The organism is Cellulomonas algicola, assembly GCF_019024305.1.
GTDB classification, from domain to species: domain Bacteria; phylum Actinomycetota; class Actinomycetes; order Actinomycetales; family Cellulomonadaceae; genus Cellulomonas; species Cellulomonas algicola.
In genome coordinates this window covers 1-18,076 of record NZ_JAHKSJ010000006.1, presented here as the reverse complement: position 1 = coordinate 18,076, position 18,076 = coordinate 1, and the positions used below count along the sequence as shown (strand labels likewise).

Here is an 18,076-nt window from a genome sequence, read left to right as displayed (position 1 = left end):
TCAGGCCGCGGCGGTCGCCAGGGCGGTCGCGGTCGCGAGGGCCTCGGGGATCGCCGCGAGGTGCACGTGCGCGACCTCGATGGGCTCGTACCCGGCGGCGACGACGGCGGCCGTGTCGTTCTCCTCGTGCGCGAGCACCGCGGCGAGCACCGGACCGAGCGGGCCCGTCTGGTCGCGCAGCGCGTCGGCGATGGCCTCGGAGACGCCCGACCGCTCGATGATCGAGTCGATCGACAGCTTGAGGTGCGACGCGACCGCGGAGAGCATCCCGACGACGTACCCGGCGTCGGTCCCGGCGAGCCGCGAGCACGTGAGCGCACGCGTGAGGACGGACCACAGCGGGCCGACGGCGGCGGTGCGCGCGTCGACGAGCGACGCCATGGCGAGCGCGTTGAGCTGGCGCGGGCCGACGAGCACGACGGCCTGACGCACGGAGTCGATCCGCCGGCGCACGCCGCTCGCGGAGGAGTTCACGAGGTGCAGGACGCGCATCGTGAGCTCGGGGTCCGACTCGACGACGTGCACGACGGCGTCCTGGTCGGGGTACTCGGCGGACAGCAGCCGGACGAGCTCGAAGCACTGCACCTCGCCCGCGGAGAGCTGGCGTCCGGCGTCGGAGCGGTGCCGCTCGAACATCGGGCCCTGCAGCAGGTCCGCGCCGGCGGAGAGCGCGGCGTGGATGCGGTCGCGGGAGTCGGCGCGCTCGGCGATGACGTGCGCGCCGCACTTGTGGACGTGCGCGACGAGCTGGTCGAGGCGGTCGGCCTGCGCGGCGACGTCGATCTTCACGTAGTCGACGATCGAGAGGAACTCGTCGTGCGCGGGCATGCCCGTGTAGTCGCCGAGCGCGAGGCCGTAGCCCATGTGCTTGAGCGCGATGACCTGCTCGGCCGCGTCCTCGCCGGACGTCATGTGCCCGGGGATCTCGACGACGACCCCGCCGCCGGCGGGCGGCAGGTCGTGGCCGCCCATCATCACGCGGGTGGTGGCGCGCAGGATCAGCAGCTTGTCGCCGGACAGGAGGTCCGGGTCGAGGATCCGGTACTGCGCCTCGACGAGGTGCTCGACCCGGTGCTCGGGCTCGACGGAGCCGTCGGGGGCCATGACGGACGCACGGACCGCGTACCCGAACACGGACCTGTCGGGGTGCACGATCGGCTGGCGGTGGACGACGGCCGATCCGACGTGGGCGGGCGGCTGGTCCAGCTGGTACATGCGGTCGTCCCTCTCCTCCGAGGTGCGAAGTGCTGCTGGTCCACCTATCGGCAGGAGCCGCGCGGAACTGAGGAGACGGGTCCGAGCACGCCCGTCCGGGCGTGCTCGAGGTGGCCCGGCGTCAGCCGACGGGGGCGCGCAGCGGCCAGTCCTCGTCGAGCACGGACTGCACGGCGAGGCCGCGGGCCCGGTCGACGAGCACGGGCGCGAGGAGGTTGGCGGTGGGCGGCTCGCCGGCGGCGCCGGGGTGCACGACGACGAGCACGACGACGTCGGCGGGGTCGGTGTCGTCGCCGAGGACGCCCGGGCGGATCCGCGGGTGGTAGTCGGGGAAGTAGAGCGTCGGGCTGACGACGAAGAGGCGGACCTCGTGCTCGTCGGCGTCGACGGACCGCAGCGCGAACAGCACGCCGGTGTCGTCGAGCGCGTCGAGCACGTACGAGGTGCGTCCGGGCAGGCCCGGCAGGGCCGTGACGAGCCGCAGCTCGCCGGGCACGTCGAGGACGTGGCCGCCGACGGCGACCGGGACGGTGGCGGGGGCGATGTTCATCGGAGGAAGTCCATGAGGCTCGGCTGGAGGACCTTTCCGGCGGCGCCGAGCGCCCCCTTGTAGGCCACCTCCTGCATCTGGATGTCGAGGATCGTCTGTGCGAGGTCGATGTCCTCGATCCCGGACAGCTGCGTCTTGGTGGTGAGCTGGTTGCTCACGATCGAGGTCTGCGCGGAGCCGACCTGGTTCTGCCGGGCACCGACGGACGACAGCTCGGTGAGCATCGCGTCCATCCGGTCGTCGATGGCGTTCAGGTGGGTCGTGGAGTCGCCGCCGCCGCGCAGTGTCGCGGCGACCTGGTCGAGCAGCGCGAACACGGACGTCGCGCCCTCGCCGAAGACCGCGGACCCGTCGGCGTCGACGCGGACCGTGGTGGCGTCACCGACGCGGCGGTCGACGGACGCGCCCGCGGTGCCGGTCCAGCTGTAGTCGGCCTGGAACGCGCGGCCGGCGTCCGAGGTGCCCGCGAAGACGGTGCGTCCCGCGTAGGACGCGTTGGCCTGGTCCATGAGCGAGTCCCGGACGCCCTCGATCTCCGCGGCCAGGGCCTCGCGCGACGTCGGGCCGAGCCCGCCGTTGCCGCCCTGGATGGTGAGGTCGCGGGCGCGCCGCATGGCGGTCATGGACGACTGCAGCGCCGCGTCGACCGTCGTGAGCCACGAGTCGCCGTCGGTCGCGTTGCGCGCGTACTGCGTGAGCGCGCGCTGCTCGCCGCGCAGGCGCAGCACGTCGGAGGCGCCGGCGGGGTCGTCGGACGGCACGGTGATCTTCTTGCCGCTCGAGAGCTTCGCCTGCAGGTCCGCCATGGACGTGAGGTTGCCCTGCAGGTTGGACAACGTCTGGCGCTGCACGGTCAGGTGCGTCACCCGGGGGATCATCGCGTCACCTTCCGACGAGGCCGGTCTTGTTGATGAGCACGTCGAGCATCTGGTCGACGGCGGTGAGGACGCGCGCGGCGCCCTCGTAGGCCCGCTGGAAGGCGAGCATGTTCACGGTCTCCTCGTCGGTGTCCACGCTGGTCGCCGCGAGCTGCTGCTGCTCGGCGGTCGCGCGGGCGGACTCGGCGACCTTGGCGCGCGAGCTCGCGCTCGAGGCGCGGACGCCGAGGTCGACGACGGTCGAGGACCAGTGGGCGTCGGGGCCGGTCTGGCTGGTCTTGAGCGCGGCGATCGCGTCCCCGACGGTGCCGTCGAGGGGGCCCTTGGTGGGGTCGGCGACGGCGACGTCCGCGGCGGACGTGAGCGCGACGGTGAGGCCGAGCGCGGCGGGCCGGCCGGCCTGGAACGTCCAGAAGTCGCCCGTGGTGCGGCCGTCGGCGGTGACCGCGCCGCCGTGCAGCGTGTTGACCTGGTCGGCGAGCGTGGTCGCGAGCGCGTCGTAGCGGGCGGCGGCCTCGGTGAGCATGCCGCCCGTGCCGGTCGCGTCGGGCGGGGCGAGCACGGACAGCAGCCCGGCGACGCGGCCGCCGTCGAGGCCCGCGCTCTGCGTCGGGCGCTCGGCCCAGACGACGGTGACGGCCTGACCGGCGGTGGCCTGCGCGAAGGACGCGGCGCCGGTGACGGCGAGCTCGTGCACGCGCTTGCCGGACACGAGCGCGTTGCCGCCGACGAGGACGTCGACCTGGCCGTTCTCGCGGGTCGTGGCGCTCGCGCCGACGAGCGACGAGAGCTGCGTGACGAGCTGGTCGCGGCGGTCCATGAGCTCGTTGGCGGTGCCGCCCGCGTTGGTGATCTCGAGGATCCGGGCGTTGAGGTCGGCGACGCCCGCGGCGGTCGTGTTGACCTGCTCGACGAGCCCGGCGGTGGTGGTGCGGGCCTGCGTCCACTGCGTCTGGACGGAGGTGTAGAGGCTCGCGATGCGGTCGGCGACGGCCTTGGAGTCCTGGAGGACGACGGCGCGCGCGGCGTTCTTGTCGGGCGTGTTCGACAGGTCGGACCAGGCGCCCCACATCGTCGAGAGCTGGCTCGCGAGGCCGGTCTCGCCGGGCTCGCCGAGGCTCTTCTCGAGCACGCCGTACGCCTCGGCCCGCGCCGACAGGTACGACGCGCCCGCGGTCTGGGTGCGCAGGCGCAGGTCGAGGAACACGTCACCGAGGCGTTCGACGCCGGTGACGCGCACGCCCTCGCCGGCGCCGTTGTTGACGGAGAACATCGACGGGACGTTGGCGGAGGGGAGTGCCGACAGCGACGCGCGCTGGCGCGTGTAGCCGACGGTGTTCGCGTTGGCGACGTTCTGCCCCGCGACGTCGAGGGCCTGCCGCTGCGCGATCAGGGAGCTCAGCGCGGTGCCGAGGCCGGAGAAGGTGCTCATGCGGGTGGGGGTCTCCTCAGAAGGTGCGGTCGACGAGGCGCGCGGCGGGTGCGGCCGCCGCGGTCGTGCCCGCGCCCGTGTACGTGTGGACGTCCTGCAGCGTCGCGAGCGTCTCCTGGGTCGCGCGGTGCGACAGCGCGAGGAGCTCGCGGTTGCCGTCGGACAGCTGGGCGATCTCGGCGGCGAGCGTCGCGAAGGCGTCCCGGTGCGCGCGCAGCAGGTCGTCCCAGGGTGCCGGTGCGGCGGCGGCGATCTCGGCGAGGCTCGCGTCGCCGGGCAGGCCGAGCGTGACGGCGGCGAGCTCGGCGGCGAGCGCGCGGCCGAGCTCGGCGGTGCGGATCTCGTCGAGCACCGTCTCGACCTCGCGGGTCGCGTGCCCGAGCCACCGCGAGCGCCCGCTCGTGAGGATCAGCTGCTCCTCCTCGAGCTTGAAGAGCAGGAGCTCGAGCAGGTTCCGCTGCTGCCACAGTGCGTCGGAGAGCCCGTTGAGGGGCATGGGGGTGTCCTCCAGGTCCTGCCCGCCGGGGTCCGTCGGGCGTCTGCTCCCTCCATCGGCACGGGTCGGGCGATTGTGACGAGTTCGCCGGAGATCGCGTGGTCCGGGGGTGGGAGCGCTGTCACACCATCGGGTCACCGGCGTGTCGTCGAAGCGGTTGCGGACTCACCCGTCCGGTGCGCCTGGAAGCGTCCGAAAGGTCCCGCAGGGCCATTCGGGTGTGATGCGCGTCACACCGATTGCCTGCGGAAACGCTCTCATGAATCGTTTCTGGGTGTTCCCCCAGGACGAACCGGACCGTCCTCCAACTGGGCGCGTGTCCAGTCACGGGTGAACCGGAACCCATGACTCAAGGGTGCTGCCACCTGGGCCGAACGAGTGCAGGTGAGCAACAACACAGCGGCGACCGACGAGCTCGTCACGACGCACCTGCCCCTCGTCGGGTACGCGGTCAGCGAGATGCTGCACCGCGTCCCCCCGACCGTCTCGCGCGACGAGCTCGCGTCGGCCGGCAGCCTCGCGCTCGTCCTCGCCGCACAGGCGTACGACCCGGAGACCGGCGTGCCGTTCGCCCGCTACGCCTCGCTGCGCATCAAGGGCGCGCTCGTCGACGAGCTGCGCTCGATGGACTGGGCGTCCCGCGGTGCCCGGCAGCGCGTCCGCGAGCTCGCCGCGACCACCGAGCGGCTCACGAGCGTGCTCAAGCGCAAGCCGACGCGTGAGGAGCTCGCGAACGCCATGGGCGTCGACCTCCGCGCCGTCGACGACGCGACCCGCGACGCCGAGCGCCGGGTCCTGTCCATGGACGCGACCGAGGGTGCCGTCGCCGACCTCGTCGTCGACCGCGAGCTCACGCCCGAGGAGAGCGTCCTCGCCGACGAGCGCCACCGCTGGCTGCGCGCCGCCGTCGTCACGCTGCCCGACCGCCTGCGCACCGTCATCGAGGGCCTGTTCCTCCAGGACCGCAGCGTCGCCGACCTCGCCGCGGAGCTCGGCGTCACGCAGTCCCGCATCAGCCAGCTGCGCACCGAGGCCCTCGGCCTGCTGCGCGACGGCATGAACGCGGGCCTCGACCCCGACCTCGTGCCCGCCCCCGAGCGCGCCGACGGCGTCGCCGAGCGCCGCCGTCAGTCCTACTTCGCCGCCGTCGCCGCACGCGCCGCGCTCGTCACGTCGATCCCGACCGCCGACCGGCTGTCGGTCGTGCCGAGCCAGCGTGACGTCGTCGCCGCACCCGACGGCACGCCCGTCGCGGCGCGTCTGCGCGGCGCCTGATCCCCGGCGGCCGGCGCAGGCGAGGGACCGTCGGAAAGTTCTTCGACGCAAACCCTCACCGACCGTCGGAACCCGCCGATCTGCAGGGTGTGCCCACGGATGGGCCGCTCCGGACCCGAATCAAGGAGGAAGAGAACCATGGGTCTCTCGATCAACCAGAACATCGCGGCGACGAACGCGTACCGCAACCTGTCCAACACGCAGAACGACCTCTCGAAGTCGCTCGAGAAGCTGTCCTCGGGCTTCCGCATCAACCGTGCGGCGGACGACGCGGCCGGTCTGGCGATCTCCGAGGGTCTGCGTTCGCAGGTCGGTGGCCTCAAGGTCGCCGCCCGCAACGCCCAGGACGGCATCTCGGTCGTGCAGACCGCTGAGGGCGCCCTGACCGAGGTCCACTCGATCCTGCAGCGCGTGCGTGACCTCGCGGTGCAGGCCGGTAACGACTCGAACAACGCCGAGGCGCGCAAGAACATCGACACGGAGGCCACGCAGCTGGTCGACGAGCTCGACCGCATCGCCGCGTCGACGAACTTCAACGGCACCAAGCTCCTCGACGGCTCCGCCGGCGGCGGCTCGGGCAAGCTGACCTTCCAGGTCGGCGCCGACGGCGACACCAACAGCCAGATCCAGGTCGACCTGTCGGGCGCCAACATCAAGACGATCGCCGCCGACCTCACCACGGGCTCGCTCGCGACCGGTGGCACGAAGTTCGACGTCGACAACACCGCGGTCGCCGCGGGCAACTACACGTTCTCGGTCGACAACGGCTCGGGCGTGACCAGCGACGTCGTCGTCGCGATCTCGGGCGCCCAGGCGACCGCGATCTCGAACGCGACCACGGGCAGCGTGCAGAAGTTCGCCGACGCCCTCGCGGCCGACACGAACTTCGCGGCGAACTTCTCCGTGAACGTCGTCAAGGACGCCAACGGTGCCGCGACCGGCATCGAGGTCAAGGCGCTCAACGGCGGGACCGTCGCCGCGGGCACCGACCCGGGCACCGGTGTCGACAACGGCGCCACGGTCGCCAACACGACGGCCGGCCTGGACTTCTCCTCGGCCACCGCCGCGCAGGCGTCCATCACGAAGATCGACGAGAAGATCTCCTCGGTCTCGACGGCTCGCGCCAACCTCGGTGCGCTGCAGAACCGGTTCGAGCACACGATCAAGAACATCAACGTCTCGGTCGAGAACCTGTCCGCGTCGGAGTCCCGCATCCGCGACACCGACATGGCGTCGGAGATGGTCTCCTTCACCCGCGCGCAGATCCTGTCGCAGGCCGGCACGGCGATGCTCGCGCAGGCCAACCAGATCCCCCAGGGCGTGCTGTCCCTCCTGCGGTGATCCACCCGGTGACCACCCCCCGACCGGGGACGGCCACCACCTAGAGCGCTCCGGTGGCGGGCGGCCCACCAGCCGCCCGCCACCGGCGCCTCACCCCCGCACCACCACCACGACGAGCGGAGCGACCGCGCATGGCGACGATGGGCATCGACGGCCTGGTCTCCGGGCTGCAGACGACCGACCTCATCAACCAGCTGATGCAGGTCGAGTCGGCCCCCCAGACGCTGCTGAAGTCGAAGCAGGCCGCCACGACGAACCTCGTCACGGCGCTGCAGTCGCTCAACACCAAGGTCTCGTCGCTCAAGGACGCCGCGACCAAGGCCGCCACCGCGACGTCGTGGGAGGTCACGAAGGCGGCGGCGTCCGCCGCGTCGGTGACCGCGACGACGAGCACGGGCAGCACGCCCACCGAGCTGACGTTCCGTGTCGACGCCCTCGCGGCCAGCCAGGTCTCGCTGACCGACTACGCCACGCTCCCCGCCGCGGGCGAGAAGCTCACGTTCAAGGCTCCCGACGGCACCCTCACCGAGGTCACCGTGGGCGCCGACGCCGCCGCCACGGCCCGCGCGATCAGCGCGTCGAAGGCCGGAGTCAACGCGGTCGCCGTCACGGTCGGCGGGACCACGCGGCTCCAGCTCACCTCCACCGAGACCGGTGCGAAGCACGCGTTCGAGGTCTACGCGGGCACGAAGGAGCAGGTCGGTGCGAGCACGGCGGCGAAGCTGTCCCTCGTCGACACGCGTGCCGCGAAGGACGCCGAGATCACGCTCTGGGCCGGGGTCGTCGGCGCCGAGCAGAAGGTCACCTCGTCGTCCAACACGTTCGCCGACGTGCTCGCCGGCACGTCGATCACGATCTCGAAGGTCGAGGCCGACCCGGTCACCCTCACGGTGAGTCGCGACACGGCCGCGATCACGTCGCTGGCCTCGGGCCTCGTCGGTGCGCTCGGTGTCGTCTTCTCGGAGGTCGCGTCCCGCACGTCGACCACGACGACCACCGCGGCGGACGGCCGCACGGTCGTCAGCGGTGGCCTGTTCGCGGGCGACAGCGCCGTCCGCGGTCTCAAGCAGGCGCTGCAGACCGCGGCGTCCTACCCCGTCGACGGCACGTCGCCCTCCGAGGTCGGCATCACGATCGGCAAGGACGGCGGGTTCACGTTCGACGACGCCAAGTTCAAGGCGGCGCTGGCCGCCGACCCCGACAAGGTCCAGAAGGTCGTGTCGGGCCTCGCGCAGCGCGTCGCCGACGTCGCGGTCGAGGCCTCCGACAAGGTCGACGGCACGCTGACCCGCAAGATCACCGGCCAGCAGGACCTCGTGAAGACCCTCGGCACGCAGATCGACGCGTGGGACCGCCGCCTCGAGATCCGTCGCGAGAGCCTCCAGAAGACGTACTCGGCGCTCGAGGTCACGCTGTCCAACCTGCAGTCGCAGTCGAGCTGGCTCGCCGGCCAGCTGTCGTCCCTGTCCGCGTCCTCGAGCTCCTGACGCCCACCGGAAGGTCGCACCCCATGCCTGACATCCGCTCGCGGTACGTGGCCGACGCGGTCGCCACGGTCGGACCCGCGCGTCTGCTCACGATGCTCTACGACCGGATGCTGGTCGACGTCGACCGCGCGGCCGAGTCGTTCGAGGCCGGGGAGGTCGTCGCCGGTCGCGGGCACCTGCAGCACGCGCAGGAGATCGTCGCCGAGCTCATCGTCAGCCTCGACGAGACGGCGTGGGACGGCGGCCCGCAGCTCATGTCGATCTACCGCTTCCTGCTCGGCGAGCTCATCCGCGCCGGTGCGCGCGGCGACGTCGAGATCACCCGGTCCTGCCGCGCGCTCATCGAGCCGCTCGCGGAGGCCTGGCACGAGGCGGCGCGCTCGCTCGCGCAGGTCCAGATCCCCACCCCGGCGGACGCGCCCGCGCTGGAGACCGCGACCGCGGTCGGCCTGCTCGGCGTCGGCTGACATGCTCTCCCCGGCGGCCGGCACGACCGGCACGCCCGCGACGGACTTCCACGCCGCGTGGGTCCGCGCGCTCGACGCGCTCGAGGTCGACGTCGCCGCGGCGGAGGAGCTGCTGCGGACCGCGCACCTCGCGCCGGTCGACGAGGTCGCGCGCGCCGCCGTGTGGCAGCCGCCGCGCGACCTCGGCACCCTGCCCGTCTCGCTCCAGGAGCGCGGCCAGGCGCTGCTCGACCGCCAGCTCGACGTCGCCCGCCGTACCGCGGAGGCGCTCGTGCGCAGCCGCCGCCAGCTCGTCGCCGCCGACGCGCTGCGCCCGGTCCGCCCGGACCTCCCGGTGTACGTCGACGCCCAGGCGTGATGTCACCCGTTCGCCCGTCCTGAAACCTCTCATCGGCCCGGAGGCCCGGCCGATGGGGGGAGTGAGCAAGGACTCGCTCACGCAACAGGCCACGGATCGGCCGCCCCACCCGTCCTCGGGAGAGGTGTACCTGTCATGGGTCTGTTCGACTCCGTGAGCTCCGTCGCGCTCAACAGCGCGCTCGACGGGCTCGCGCTGCGCCAGCGCGCCATCGCGGACAACGTCGCGAACATCCAGACCCCGGGCTTCCAGGCCCGCCGCGTCCGGTTCGAGGACGAGCTGACGCGCGCGGTCGCGCACGGCAGCGGCGCGGTCGAGGCCACGACGCACCGGTCGCTCGAGCCGACGCGCGAGGACGGCAACAACGTCAACCTCGACGCCGAGACGTTGCTCAACATCGACACCAACCTGCGCTACCAGCTCGCGACCCAGGCGGTCTCGGGCCAGTTCTCGTCCGTCCGCACCGCCATGAGGACCAGCTGATGACGATCTTCGGAGCGATCGGGATCGCCTCCACCGGCCTGACGGTCCACCGCAAGTGGCTCGACGCCGTGAGCGACAACCTCGCCAACCTCAACACCGTCCGCCCGACGTCGGAGGACGCGTTCCGCGCCAAGTACGTCGTGGCCGCGGAGAGCGCGGGGGAGAACCAGGGCGTGCAGGTCGCCGGCATCGTCGAGGGCAGCGCCGAGGGTCGGCTCGTGTACGAGCCGTCGAACCCGCTGGCCGACGAGGACGGCTACGTCCGGTACCCCGACATCGACATGTCGAGCCAGATGACCCAGCTGATCATGGCCCAGCGCGGCTACCAGGCGAACGCCACGGTCGTGGACCGGGCGCGCGAGACCTACCAGGCGGCCCTGCAGATCGGACGGCAGTGATGACCTTCGCCGTGACCCCCGTGACGGGGGTGCTCCCCACCGGTGCGCTCGACGCGACGCGTGCCGCGACCGCCGCCGACCCGGCCGCGGGTGCGCAGTTCGCCGGGATCCTCGGCTCGATCGAGAACCTGCAGCAGCTGCAGTCCACGTCGAACGAGCTCGCGGTGCGTGCCGTCACGGGTGACCTCGACGACGTGCACGACTACACGATCGCGTCCGCGCAGGCGTCGACCGCGCTCGAGCTCACCGCCGCCGTGCGCAACAAGGCCGTCGAGGCGTTCACCGAGATCATGAGGATGCAGGCCTGATGCCCGCCCAGGTGCAGGCCGCCGTGGACCGTCTCACGGGGGCCGTCAAGCAGTTCTCGCTCGCGCAGCGCACGCTCGCGCTCATCGGCGTCGCCGTCCTGGTGCTGGGGGCGTTCGCGCTCTCGACGTGGATGTCCCGCCCGACCATGAGCCCGCTGTTCACGGGCCTGTCCGGCGCGGACGCGTCCGCGGTCGTCGACCAGCTCACCGCGGACGGCGTGCAGTACCAGCTCGCCGACGGCGGCTCGACGGTCCTCGTCCCGGACACGGCGCTGTACGACCAGCGCATCAAGCTCGCCGCGGCCGGTCTGCCGACCAACGCGGACGGCGGCGGCTACTCGCTGCTCGACGAGATGCCCATGACGTCGAGCGAGTTCCAGCAGCAGACGACGTACCAGCGCGCGCTGGAGGGCGAGCTCGCCCGCACGATCGGCGCGATCGACGGCGTCGAGTCCGCGACGGTGAAGCTCGCGCTGCCCGAGGACTCGGTGTTCGTCTCGGAGAAGGCGGACCCGACCGCGTCGGTGTTCGTCCGCACCCGCCCCGGCACGTCGCTGTCGGTCGACCAGGTGCAGGCGATCGTCCACCTCGTGTCCGCCGGCATCGACGGCATGAAGCCGACCGACGTGGCCGTCGTCGACTCGACGGGCGAGGTCCTGTCCGCGGTCGGCACCGGCACGACCGGCGGCGTCGGCGGCCAGCAGGCCAGCGACTACGAGGCGCGCGTCGCCGCGTCCGTGCAGGCGCTGCTCGACCGCGTCGTCGGGCCCGGCAAGTCGGCCGTCACGGTGACCGCCGAGGTCGACCAGAGCCAGACCGACCGGACGACGGAGGAGTTCGCGGCCACGCCCGACACCCCGCCGCTCGCGTCGTCGACCACGACCGAGACGTACGAGGGCGGTGCCGCCTCCGGCGCCGCCGGTGTGCTCGGCCCGGACAACATCCAGGTGCCGGGCGGCGACGGGACGAACGGGTCGGGCTCGTACGAGTCGACGACCGAGGACCGCACCAACGCGATCAACAAGACGACCGAGCGCGTCCAGCAGGGTCCGGGCGCGATCGAGCGGCAGTCCGTCGCGGTCGTCCTCGACGAGAAGGCCGCCGCGCCGATCGACCTCGCGGAGCTGCGCGACACCATCGCGGCCGCCGCGGGCATCGACGCCGAGCGCGGCGACACCGTGGCCGTCCAGGCGGTGCCGTTCGACACCGCTCAGGCCGAGGCCGCCGGTGAGGCGCTCGCCGCGGCGGACGCCGCCGCGAAGGCCGCCGAGCAGCGCTCGCTCATCCAGCAGGCCGCGATCGGGGCCGTCGTCCTCGCGCTGCTGCTCGCGATCGCGATCGCGATGACCCGCCGGTCGCGCCGGTCGCGCCGCACCGCGATCGACCTGGGCGAGCTCCAGCCGGTGCTCGACGACGACGCGCGCCTCGCGCTCGAGGGCCTCCCCGAGGACGCCCTGCCCGAGCTGCCTGCCGGGCCGCTGCCGACCGAGCCCGACCCGGTCGCCCGCAAGCGTGCCGAGATCACCGCCCTCGCCGACGAGCAGCCCGAGGAGGTCGCGGACCTCCTGCGCGGCTGGCTCGGCACCGCGACCCCGTCCGGACGCCGCTGATGGCCGCGCTCACCGGGACCCAGAAGGCCGCGATGCTGCTCCTGCAGCTCGGCCGCGACCGCGCCGCGCGCGTCATGGCGCAGCTCGACGTCAACGAGATCGAGGAGCTCACGGCCGAGATCCTGCGGCTCGAGCGTGTCGACCAGCGGCTCGCCGACGAGGTGCTCGAGGAGTTCCACGCGGTGTCCGTCGTCGGCCCGGGCGTCGGTGGCGGCATGGGCCTCGCGCAGCACCTGCTGGTCGCGTCGCTCGGCGCCGAGCAGGCCGCCGACGTGCTCGAGCGGCTCCAGACGACCATGCAGGGGCAGCCGTTCGAGTTCCTGCAGCACGCCGACGCGCGTCAGGTCGTCTCGCTGCTGTCGAGCGAGCACCCGCAGGCCATCGCGCTCGTGCTCGCGCACCTCAAGCCCGACCACGCCGGCATCATCCTCGCGGGCCTCGACCCCGAGCTGCAGGCGGACATCGCGCACCGCATCGCGCTCATGGAGCGCGCGTCGCCCGACGTCGTCCAGGTGATCGCGGAGACGCTGCAGCGCAAGGCGTCGAGCGTCCTGCAGGCCAACGACTTCGCCGCCGTCGGCGGCGTGCAGCCGCTCGTCGAGATCATCAACCGCGCCGACCCCGGCACGGAGAAGGTCATCCTCGAGGGTCTGGCCGCACGCGACGAGGAGCTCGCGGAGGAGGTCCGCAGCCGCATGTTCGTGTTCGCGGACATCACGCTGCTCGAGGACCGGGCCATGCAGCTCGTGCTGCGCCAGGTCGAGACCGCCCAGCTGTCCGTGGCGCTCAAGGGCGTCAGCGACGGGGTCCGCGAGACCGTCATGCGGAACCTGTCCGAGCGGGCGCGGGAGAACCTGCTGGAGGAGATCGAGCTGCTCGGCCCCGTGCGCCTCTCGCTCGTCGAGGACGCGCGTGCGGCGATCGTCCAGGTGATCCGGCGCCTGGAGGAGAGCGGCCAGATCGTCATCCGGCGCGACGCGGAGGACGAGCTCGTTGCCTGACCTCGGATTCGTGCCCACGCCGCGTCCCACGCCGGACGCCACGGCGACCCCCACGACGGACGTGCCGGCCGCGGCCCCCGTGTTCGCCGCCGCACTGCCCGGCGGTGCGGTCGTCACGCCCGCCGTCCCCGTGCCGGCCGCGTTCGTCGCGACCGGTGCGACGGCGTCGCCCGTCGCGCGCTCCGCGGGTGACCCGGTCGTCTTCACGCCGTCGCCGCTCGCGGCGGCCTCGACCGTCGCACCCGTGATCGACCGCGCCGCGTCCGAGGCCGCGCGTGCCGAGGGGTTCGCCGCCGGCTACGCCGCCGGGGCCCGCGAGGCCGCGCGCGTCGCCCAGGAGGAGTCGGTGCGGGTCCGTGCCGCCGCCGAGCAGCACAGGGTCGCCGCGCAGGCGGCGCTCGACCACGCGCTCGACACGCTCCAGGCCGCCGCGTCGGCCGCCGCCGCGCGCACCGTGCCCGTCGTCGCCGAGGTGGACCGTCGTCTGCACGCGGCGGCGCTCGACCTCGCCACCGCGGTCCTGGGCATCGAGCTCGCCGACCACGCGCAGGGTGCCCGTGCCGTGCTGGCCCGGGTGCTCGCCCAGGTCGACCCCGCCGAGCCCGTGACCGTCCGGATGCACCCCGACGACCTCGCCGCGGTGCCTGCCGCGACGAGCGCGACCGGCGGCACCGCCCCGACGCTTCCCGCGACCGTGACGCTCGTCGCGGACGCGACGCTCGCAGCCGGCGACGCCGTCGCCGAGCTGCCCGACGGCTACCTCGACGCGCGCGTCACGACCGCGCTGGCCCGCGCGCGCGCCGCCCTGGAGCAGGCGTGACCGCGACCCTCGACGCGCCCGTCGCCGCCGTCGCACCCGTCCGCGCGTCCGCGCCCGGCGCCCCCGCGTGGGACCGCGCGCTCGCGGCCGCCGCGCCCGAGCGCATCGGCACGGTGCGTGCGGTCGTCGGCCTGACGATCGAGGTCGTCGGCACGGGTGCCGCCGTCGGCGAGCTCGTGCGCGTCGGCGACGACGTCCTCGCCGAGGTCGTCGCGACCGCGGGTGCCACCGCGCGCTGCATGCCCCTCGGCCCGACGGCCGGGCTCCGCGCCGGCATGCCCGCCCGCCCGCTGCGCGAGCCGCTGCGGGTGCCCGTCGGGCCCGGGCTGCTGGGCCGCGTGCTCGACGGTCTCGGCCGGCCCATCGACGGCAAGGGCCCGCTGCGGGCGCAGGCGTGGGTGCCGCTCGACGGCCGTGCCCCGCACCCGCTCGAGCGCAGCCGCGTCGAGGAGCCGCTCGACCTGGGCGTCCGCGTGCTCGACACGCTCGTGACCGTCGGCCGCGGCCAGCGGCTCGGCATGTTCGCCGGGTCGGGCGTCGGCAAGTCGAGCCTGCTGTCGATGGTCGCGCGGGGGACGGACGCCGAGGTGTCCGTCATCGCGCTCGTCGGCGAGCGCGGCCGTGAGGTCCGCGAGTTCCTCGAGGACGACCTGGGCCCCGAGGGTCTGGCGCGGTCCGTCGTCGTCATCGCGACGTCCGACGAACCGCCGCTCGTGCGCCTGCGCTCCGCGTTCCTCGCGACCCGCATCGCCGAGGCGCTGCGCGACGAGGGCCGGCACGCGGTCCTCATGATGGACTCGCTCACGCGCGTCGCCATGGCGCAGCGCGAGATCGGGCTGTCCGTCGGCGAGCCGCCCGCGACCCGCGGCTACCCGCCGTCGACGTTCGCGCTGCTCGCCCAGCTCCTCGAGCGCGCCGGCACGGGCGCGACCGGCTCCGTCACCGGCCTCTACACGGTCCTCGTCGACGGCGACGACCACAACGAGCCCATCGCCGACGCCGCCCGCTCGATCCTCGACGGGCACGTCGTGCTCGACCGCCGCCTCGCGGTCGCCGGCCACTTCCCGAGCGTCGACGCGCTCGGCTCGATCAGCCGCGTCGCGTCCCGCGTGACGACCGCCGAGCAGCGCGACGCCGCCCGCCGGCTGCGCGCCGTGATGGCCGCCCGCCGCCAGGCGCAGGACCTCCTCGACGTCGGCGCCTACGTCGCGGGCTCGAACCCGCTCGTCGACGCGGCCGTCACGCACGGCCGGGCGATCGACGCGTTCCTGCGCCAGGACATCGAGGACGTCGTGCCGTCCGCCCAGGCGTGGGCGCACCTGTCCGCCCTCGTCCAGCAGCTGGGGGACGTCGCATGACCCGCTCCTTCCCGCTCGCCGGCCTGCTGCGCGTGCGCGCCCTCGCCGAGGAGCGCGCCGCGGCCGAGCTCGCCGCCGCGCGTCGCGCCGAGCGTGCCGCCGCCGAGCGTGCCCGCGAGACGCGCGAGCGCCTCAGCGGCTCGACGCTGCCCGACGTCGCCGACGGCCTCGCCTTCCGGGCGTCCGTCGCGTCGCGCGCGTCGCTCGTCGCGCTCCTCGAGGAGCAGGGCGAGCAGGTCGTCGCCGCGCAGACGCACAGCGAGGAGCGGACCGACGTGTGGGTCGCGGCCCGCCGCGACGCGCGCGCCGTCGAGCGGCTCGAGGAGCGCCACGACGCGACCGTCCGCGCCGAGGAGCTGCACGCCGAGCAGGTCGTCCTCGACGAGGTCGCGGGCCGCCGCGTGGCACGGGAGGACGCATGACCGTCGACGGGATCGCCTCCGTGCAGGCGCGCATGGCCGAGCTCCGCGCGCTCGTCGCGCCCCCGCGCCCTGCCGCGTCGGCGAGCACGACGGCTGTCCCCGCCGCCACGGGTGCCGCAGCGACCGGCGACGACTTCCAGACGCTGCTCGCGTCGCTGACCGGCGCGTCGGACGCGTCCGGTCTGCCCGCCGCCCCGGCGGGCGGCGCGACCGCGCAGTCGTTCGTCGCCGCCGCGCAGAAGTACGTCGGCGTGCCCTACGTGTGGGGCGGCGAGTCCCTCGACGAGGGCGGCCTCGACTGCTCGGGCCTCGTGCTGCGCGCGCTCGCCGACGTCGGCATCACCGACGTCCCGCGCGTCGCGCGCGACCAGCAGAAGATGGGCGAGCCCGTCGCCTCGCTCGACCAGGCGCTGCCCGGCGACCTCGTCGTCTTCGGCGGCGGCACGCACATCGGCATCTACGTGGGCGACGGGAAGATGGTCGACGCCCCGAAGCCCGGCGCGCACGTCGTCGTGCGGGACGTCTACGCGACGCCCACCGCGATCCGCCGCATCCTCCCGCAGCAGCAGGCGACGACCGTCTCGGCGTCCGTCCCGGGGCTGCCGGGCGGGACCGCGCTCGCCGGGCTGAGCGGGCTGCAGGGCGTGTCCGGGCTCGGCAGCCTGACCGGCCTGACCGGCCTGACCGGCCTCACCGGGCTCGGCGGGCCCTCCACCGGCACGGCGGCCACGGCCGCGAGCCAGCGCGCCGCGATGGAGCTCCTCGCGTCGCTGTCCAGCACCCGCGGCTCGTCCCTGGCGGGCCTCGCGACCTCCCTGGGGGTGGCCTCGTGACGACCACGACGACCGTGACCACGCTCGCCGCGCGGCCCTCGCGCGCGTCCTCCCCGACCGGCCTGCCGGGCGCGGGAGACGCGTTCGCCCGCACGCTCGACGACGTCCGTGTCGGCGCCGACGTCGCCCGACCCGAGCGCGCAACCGATCGCGCGGACCCGGCGGCCCCCGCCGACCCCACGGACGCCGCGGTGACGGGCGGCGCGAGCCGCCCGGCCGAGGCCGACGCCACGGGCCAGGGCGACGCGACGGCGGACGCGACGGCCACGCCCGAGCCGGCGGCCGACGCTGCCGGCTCGGCGACGCCCACCCCGACGACGCCCCTGCCGGCGCTCGTCGCGACGACCGCCGTCCCCGCCGCGACGGTGCTCGCCGCGGTCGGAGCCGGGGCGGCGACCGCCCCCGTCGACGCGCCCGCGACGCGCGCCGGCGTCGCGCCGGCGACCCCGGCGAGCCCGCCGGCACCGCCGGCCGTCGTGGGGGAGGGCGCCGCCGCGTCCGCCGTCGCGACGACCTCGACTGCCGTGCCGAGCGACGCCGTGCCGAGCGACGCCGTGCCGACCACGACCGACGGCGCCACGGCGCGCCCGGGCGCGGCGACCGTCGCCACGACGGCCTCGACCTCGGCACCGACCCCGACGCCGTCGCACACGACCACCGCGACCACCGCCCCTGCCGCCGGTGGCGCGGCCCCGGCGGACGGCCCGCTCGTCCACGCCGGAACGCCCATCACGACGACCACGGGCGACCCCGCGCGCGCCGCGTCCCCTGCCGAGACCACCGCTCCGGTCACCGCACCCTCGGCCGCGACGACGTTCCAGGCGGCGCTCACCGCCCAGACCGCCCCGGCGACGTCGACGGGCCCCACGCACCCGAACGCGGCCCCGACCGGCCCGACACCGGCGCCCGCGCCCTTCGCCGAGCAGCTCGGCGCGCGGCTCACCGCGCTCGGCGGTCTCGCGCACGGCCGGCACGTCCTCACGGTCCCCGTCGACCCGGAGCACCTCGGCCCGGTCCGGGTCGTCGCGCACATCGCGGCGGACCAGGTCCGCGTCGAGCTCGTGGGCGGGACGGAGGCGTCGCGCGAGGCGTTGCGCGGCGCGCTCGCGGACCTGCGACGCGACCTCGCGCGCGACCTCGGCGGACTCGACGTGCAGGTCGGCGTGGGCGGCGACGCGCCGTCGGACCGCCCGGACCAGGACCAGGGACCGGCCCGCACGGCCGCCGACGCCCGGCCCGGTCGCGGCGTGGTGACGGCCGACGCCGGACCGTCGGCCGTCACCACGGGCGTGCGCCGGTCGTCGTCCGGGCTGGACGTGGACCTGTGACCGCCGGCCCGCGCCC

The 18,076-nt window shown here is 74.4% G+C and carries 20 protein-coding genes; 15 read left to right on the top strand and 5 right to left on the bottom strand.

What is annotated here, in order from left to right:
• The 5 genes from KOV94_RS04275 to flgN form a co-directional block, all read right to left on the bottom strand.
• Window positions 1-1,215 (bottom strand): EAL and HDOD domain-containing protein, encoded by a 1,215-nt coding sequence (locus tag KOV94_RS04275; protein ID WP_124343054.1) that lies wholly within the window; start codon window positions 1,213-1,215, stop codon window positions 1-3.
• Window positions 1,216-1,336: 121 nt separating this feature from the next.
• On the bottom strand, window positions 1,337-1,765 hold the full coding sequence (locus KOV94_RS04270; RefSeq protein WP_124343053.1) for a flagellar assembly protein FliW: 429 nt from the start codon (window positions 1,763-1,765) through the stop codon (window positions 1,337-1,339).
• Window positions 1,762-2,643, bottom strand: a complete 882-nt coding sequence (gene flgL / locus KOV94_RS04265) for a flagellar hook-associated protein FlgL (protein WP_124343052.1) — start codon at window positions 2,641-2,643, stop codon at window positions 1,762-1,764. The genes KOV94_RS04270 and flgL overlap by 4 nt, the downstream gene beginning before the upstream one ends.
• Before the next feature lie 4 nt (window positions 2,644-2,647).
• Window positions 2,648-4,075 (bottom strand): flagellar hook-associated protein FlgK, encoded by a 1,428-nt coding sequence (flgK, locus tag KOV94_RS04260; protein WP_124343051.1) that lies wholly within the window; start codon window positions 4,073-4,075, stop codon window positions 2,648-2,650.
• A 16-nt stretch (window positions 4,076-4,091) separates the two neighbouring features.
• Complete coding sequence (flgN, locus tag KOV94_RS04255; protein WP_124343050.1) at window positions 4,092-4,571, bottom strand: flagellar export chaperone FlgN; 480 nt, start codon at window positions 4,569-4,571, stop codon at window positions 4,092-4,094.
• Window positions 4,572-4,955: 384 nt separating this feature from the next.
• On the opposite strand from flgN, the gene KOV94_RS04250 reads away from it, so the two are divergent.
• The 15 genes from KOV94_RS04250 (at window position 4,956) to KOV94_RS04180 (ending at window position 18,060) form a co-directional block, all read left to right on the top strand.
• Window positions 4,956-5,846: a sigma-70 family RNA polymerase sigma factor gene (locus KOV94_RS04250; RefSeq protein WP_124343049.1), complete on the top strand. Its 891-nt coding sequence runs from the start codon at window positions 4,956-4,958 to the stop codon at window positions 5,844-5,846.
• A gap of 138 nt (window positions 5,847-5,984) precedes the next feature.
• Window positions 5,985-7,187: a flagellin N-terminal helical domain-containing protein gene (locus KOV94_RS04245; protein WP_124343048.1), complete on the top strand. Its 1,203-nt coding sequence runs from the start codon at window positions 5,985-5,987 to the stop codon at window positions 7,185-7,187.
• 131 nt (window positions 7,188-7,318) lie between these two features.
• The gene (gene fliD, locus KOV94_RS04240; protein WP_218051308.1) at window positions 7,319-8,674 is read left to right on the top strand and encodes a flagellar filament capping protein FliD; all 1,356 of its coding nucleotides are present in this window, start codon (window positions 7,319-7,321) and stop codon (window positions 8,672-8,674) included.
• A gap of 23 nt (window positions 8,675-8,697) precedes the next feature.
• Window positions 8,698-9,141 carry a flagellar export chaperone FliS gene (locus KOV94_RS04235; protein WP_218051307.1) on the top strand — a complete coding sequence of 148 codons (444 nt, stop codon included), beginning with the start codon at window positions 8,698-8,700 and terminating at the stop codon, window positions 9,139-9,141.
• Between the two features lies 1 nt (window position 9,142).
• The gene (locus KOV94_RS04230) at window positions 9,143-9,499 is read left to right on the top strand and encodes a hypothetical protein (protein ID WP_124344293.1); all 357 of its coding nucleotides are present in this window, start codon (window positions 9,143-9,145) and stop codon (window positions 9,497-9,499) included.
• Window positions 9,500-9,634: 135 nt separating this feature from the next.
• Entirely contained in the window at window positions 9,635-9,982 is a 348-nt protein-coding gene (locus KOV94_RS04225) for a flagellar basal body rod protein FlgB (protein ID WP_200829819.1), read from the top strand.
• The gene (gene flgC, locus KOV94_RS04220; RefSeq protein ID WP_124344292.1) at window positions 9,982-10,380 is read left to right on the top strand and encodes a flagellar basal body rod protein FlgC; all 399 of its coding nucleotides are present in this window, start codon (window positions 9,982-9,984) and stop codon (window positions 10,378-10,380) included. Before KOV94_RS04225 ends, flgC begins: the two co-directional genes overlap by 1 nt.
• Window positions 10,380-10,688, top strand: coding sequence for a flagellar hook-basal body complex protein FliE (gene fliE / locus KOV94_RS04215; RefSeq protein WP_124344291.1), 309 nt, complete (start codon window positions 10,380-10,382; stop codon window positions 10,686-10,688). Before flgC ends, fliE begins: the two co-directional genes overlap by 1 nt.
• Window positions 10,688-12,298, top strand: coding sequence for a flagellar basal-body MS-ring/collar protein FliF (gene fliF, locus KOV94_RS04210; RefSeq protein WP_218051306.1), 1,611 nt, complete (start codon window positions 10,688-10,690; stop codon window positions 12,296-12,298). Before fliE ends, fliF begins: the two co-directional genes overlap by 1 nt.
• Entirely contained in the window at window positions 12,298-13,299 is a 1,002-nt protein-coding gene (fliG, locus tag KOV94_RS04205; RefSeq protein ID WP_200829818.1) for a flagellar motor switch protein FliG, read from the top strand. The genes fliF and fliG overlap by 1 nt, the downstream gene beginning before the upstream one ends.
• Complete coding sequence (locus KOV94_RS04200) at window positions 13,292-14,119, top strand: FliH/SctL family protein (protein WP_218051305.1); 828 nt, start codon at window positions 13,292-13,294, stop codon at window positions 14,117-14,119. The genes fliG and KOV94_RS04200 overlap by 8 nt, the downstream gene beginning before the upstream one ends.
• Window positions 14,116-15,477: a FliI/YscN family ATPase gene (locus tag KOV94_RS04195; protein ID WP_372449436.1), complete on the top strand. Its 1,362-nt coding sequence runs from the start codon at window positions 14,116-14,118 to the stop codon at window positions 15,475-15,477. Before KOV94_RS04200 ends, KOV94_RS04195 begins: the two co-directional genes overlap by 4 nt.
• On the top strand, window positions 15,474-15,899 hold the full coding sequence (locus tag KOV94_RS04190) for a flagellar export protein FliJ (protein ID WP_218051304.1): 426 nt from the start codon (window positions 15,474-15,476) through the stop codon (window positions 15,897-15,899). Before KOV94_RS04195 ends, KOV94_RS04190 begins: the two co-directional genes overlap by 4 nt.
• Window positions 15,896-16,732, top strand: coding sequence for a C40 family peptidase (locus tag KOV94_RS04185; RefSeq protein ID WP_218051303.1), 837 nt, complete (start codon window positions 15,896-15,898; stop codon window positions 16,730-16,732). Before KOV94_RS04190 ends, KOV94_RS04185 begins: the two co-directional genes overlap by 4 nt.
• Entirely contained in the window at window positions 16,729-18,060 is a 1,332-nt protein-coding gene (locus tag KOV94_RS04180; RefSeq protein WP_218051302.1) for a flagellar hook-length control protein FliK, read from the top strand. Before KOV94_RS04185 ends, KOV94_RS04180 begins: the two co-directional genes overlap by 4 nt.
• Window positions 18,061-18,076 lie beyond the last annotated feature (16 nt).

Bases quoted from the DNA above. Each gene is read 5' to 3' on its own strand.
- KOV94_RS04275 (WP_124343054.1), bottom strand. From the start codon at position 1,215: ATGTACCAGCTGGACCAGCCGCCCGCCCACGTCGGATCGGCCGTCGTC.
- KOV94_RS04270 (WP_124343053.1), bottom strand. From the start codon at position 1,765: ATGAACATCGCCCCCGCCACCGTCCCGGTCGCCGTCGGCGGCCACGTC.
- flgL (WP_124343052.1), bottom strand. From the start codon at position 2,643: ATGATCCCCCGGGTGACGCACCTGACCGTGCAGCGCCAGACGTTGTCC.
- flgK (WP_124343051.1), bottom strand. From the start codon at position 4,075: ATGAGCACCTTCTCCGGCCTCGGCACCGCGCTGAGCTCCCTGATCGCG.
- flgN (WP_124343050.1), bottom strand. From the start codon at position 4,571: ATGCCCCTCAACGGGCTCTCCGACGCACTGTGGCAGCAGCGGAACCTG.
- KOV94_RS04245 (WP_124343048.1), top strand. From the start codon at position 5,985: ATGGGTCTCTCGATCAACCAGAACATCGCGGCGACGAACGCGTACCGC.
- fliD (WP_218051308.1), top strand. From the start codon at position 7,319: ATGGCGACGATGGGCATCGACGGCCTGGTCTCCGGGCTGCAGACGACC.
- KOV94_RS04235 (WP_218051307.1), top strand. From the start codon at position 8,698: ATGCCTGACATCCGCTCGCGGTACGTGGCCGACGCGGTCGCCACGGTC.
- KOV94_RS04230 (WP_124344293.1), top strand. From the start codon at position 9,143: ATGCTCTCCCCGGCGGCCGGCACGACCGGCACGCCCGCGACGGACTTC.
- KOV94_RS04225 (WP_200829819.1), top strand. From the start codon at position 9,635: ATGGGTCTGTTCGACTCCGTGAGCTCCGTCGCGCTCAACAGCGCGCTC.
- flgC (WP_124344292.1), top strand. From the start codon at position 9,982: ATGACGATCTTCGGAGCGATCGGGATCGCCTCCACCGGCCTGACGGTC.
- fliE (WP_124344291.1), top strand. From the start codon at position 10,380: ATGACCTTCGCCGTGACCCCCGTGACGGGGGTGCTCCCCACCGGTGCG.
- fliF (WP_218051306.1), top strand. From the start codon at position 10,688: ATGCCCGCCCAGGTGCAGGCCGCCGTGGACCGTCTCACGGGGGCCGTC.
- fliG (WP_200829818.1), top strand. From the start codon at position 12,298: ATGGCCGCGCTCACCGGGACCCAGAAGGCCGCGATGCTGCTCCTGCAG.
- KOV94_RS04190 (WP_218051304.1), top strand. From the start codon at position 15,474: ATGACCCGCTCCTTCCCGCTCGCCGGCCTGCTGCGCGTGCGCGCCCTC.
- KOV94_RS04185 (WP_218051303.1), top strand. From the start codon at position 15,896: ATGACCGTCGACGGGATCGCCTCCGTGCAGGCGCGCATGGCCGAGCTC.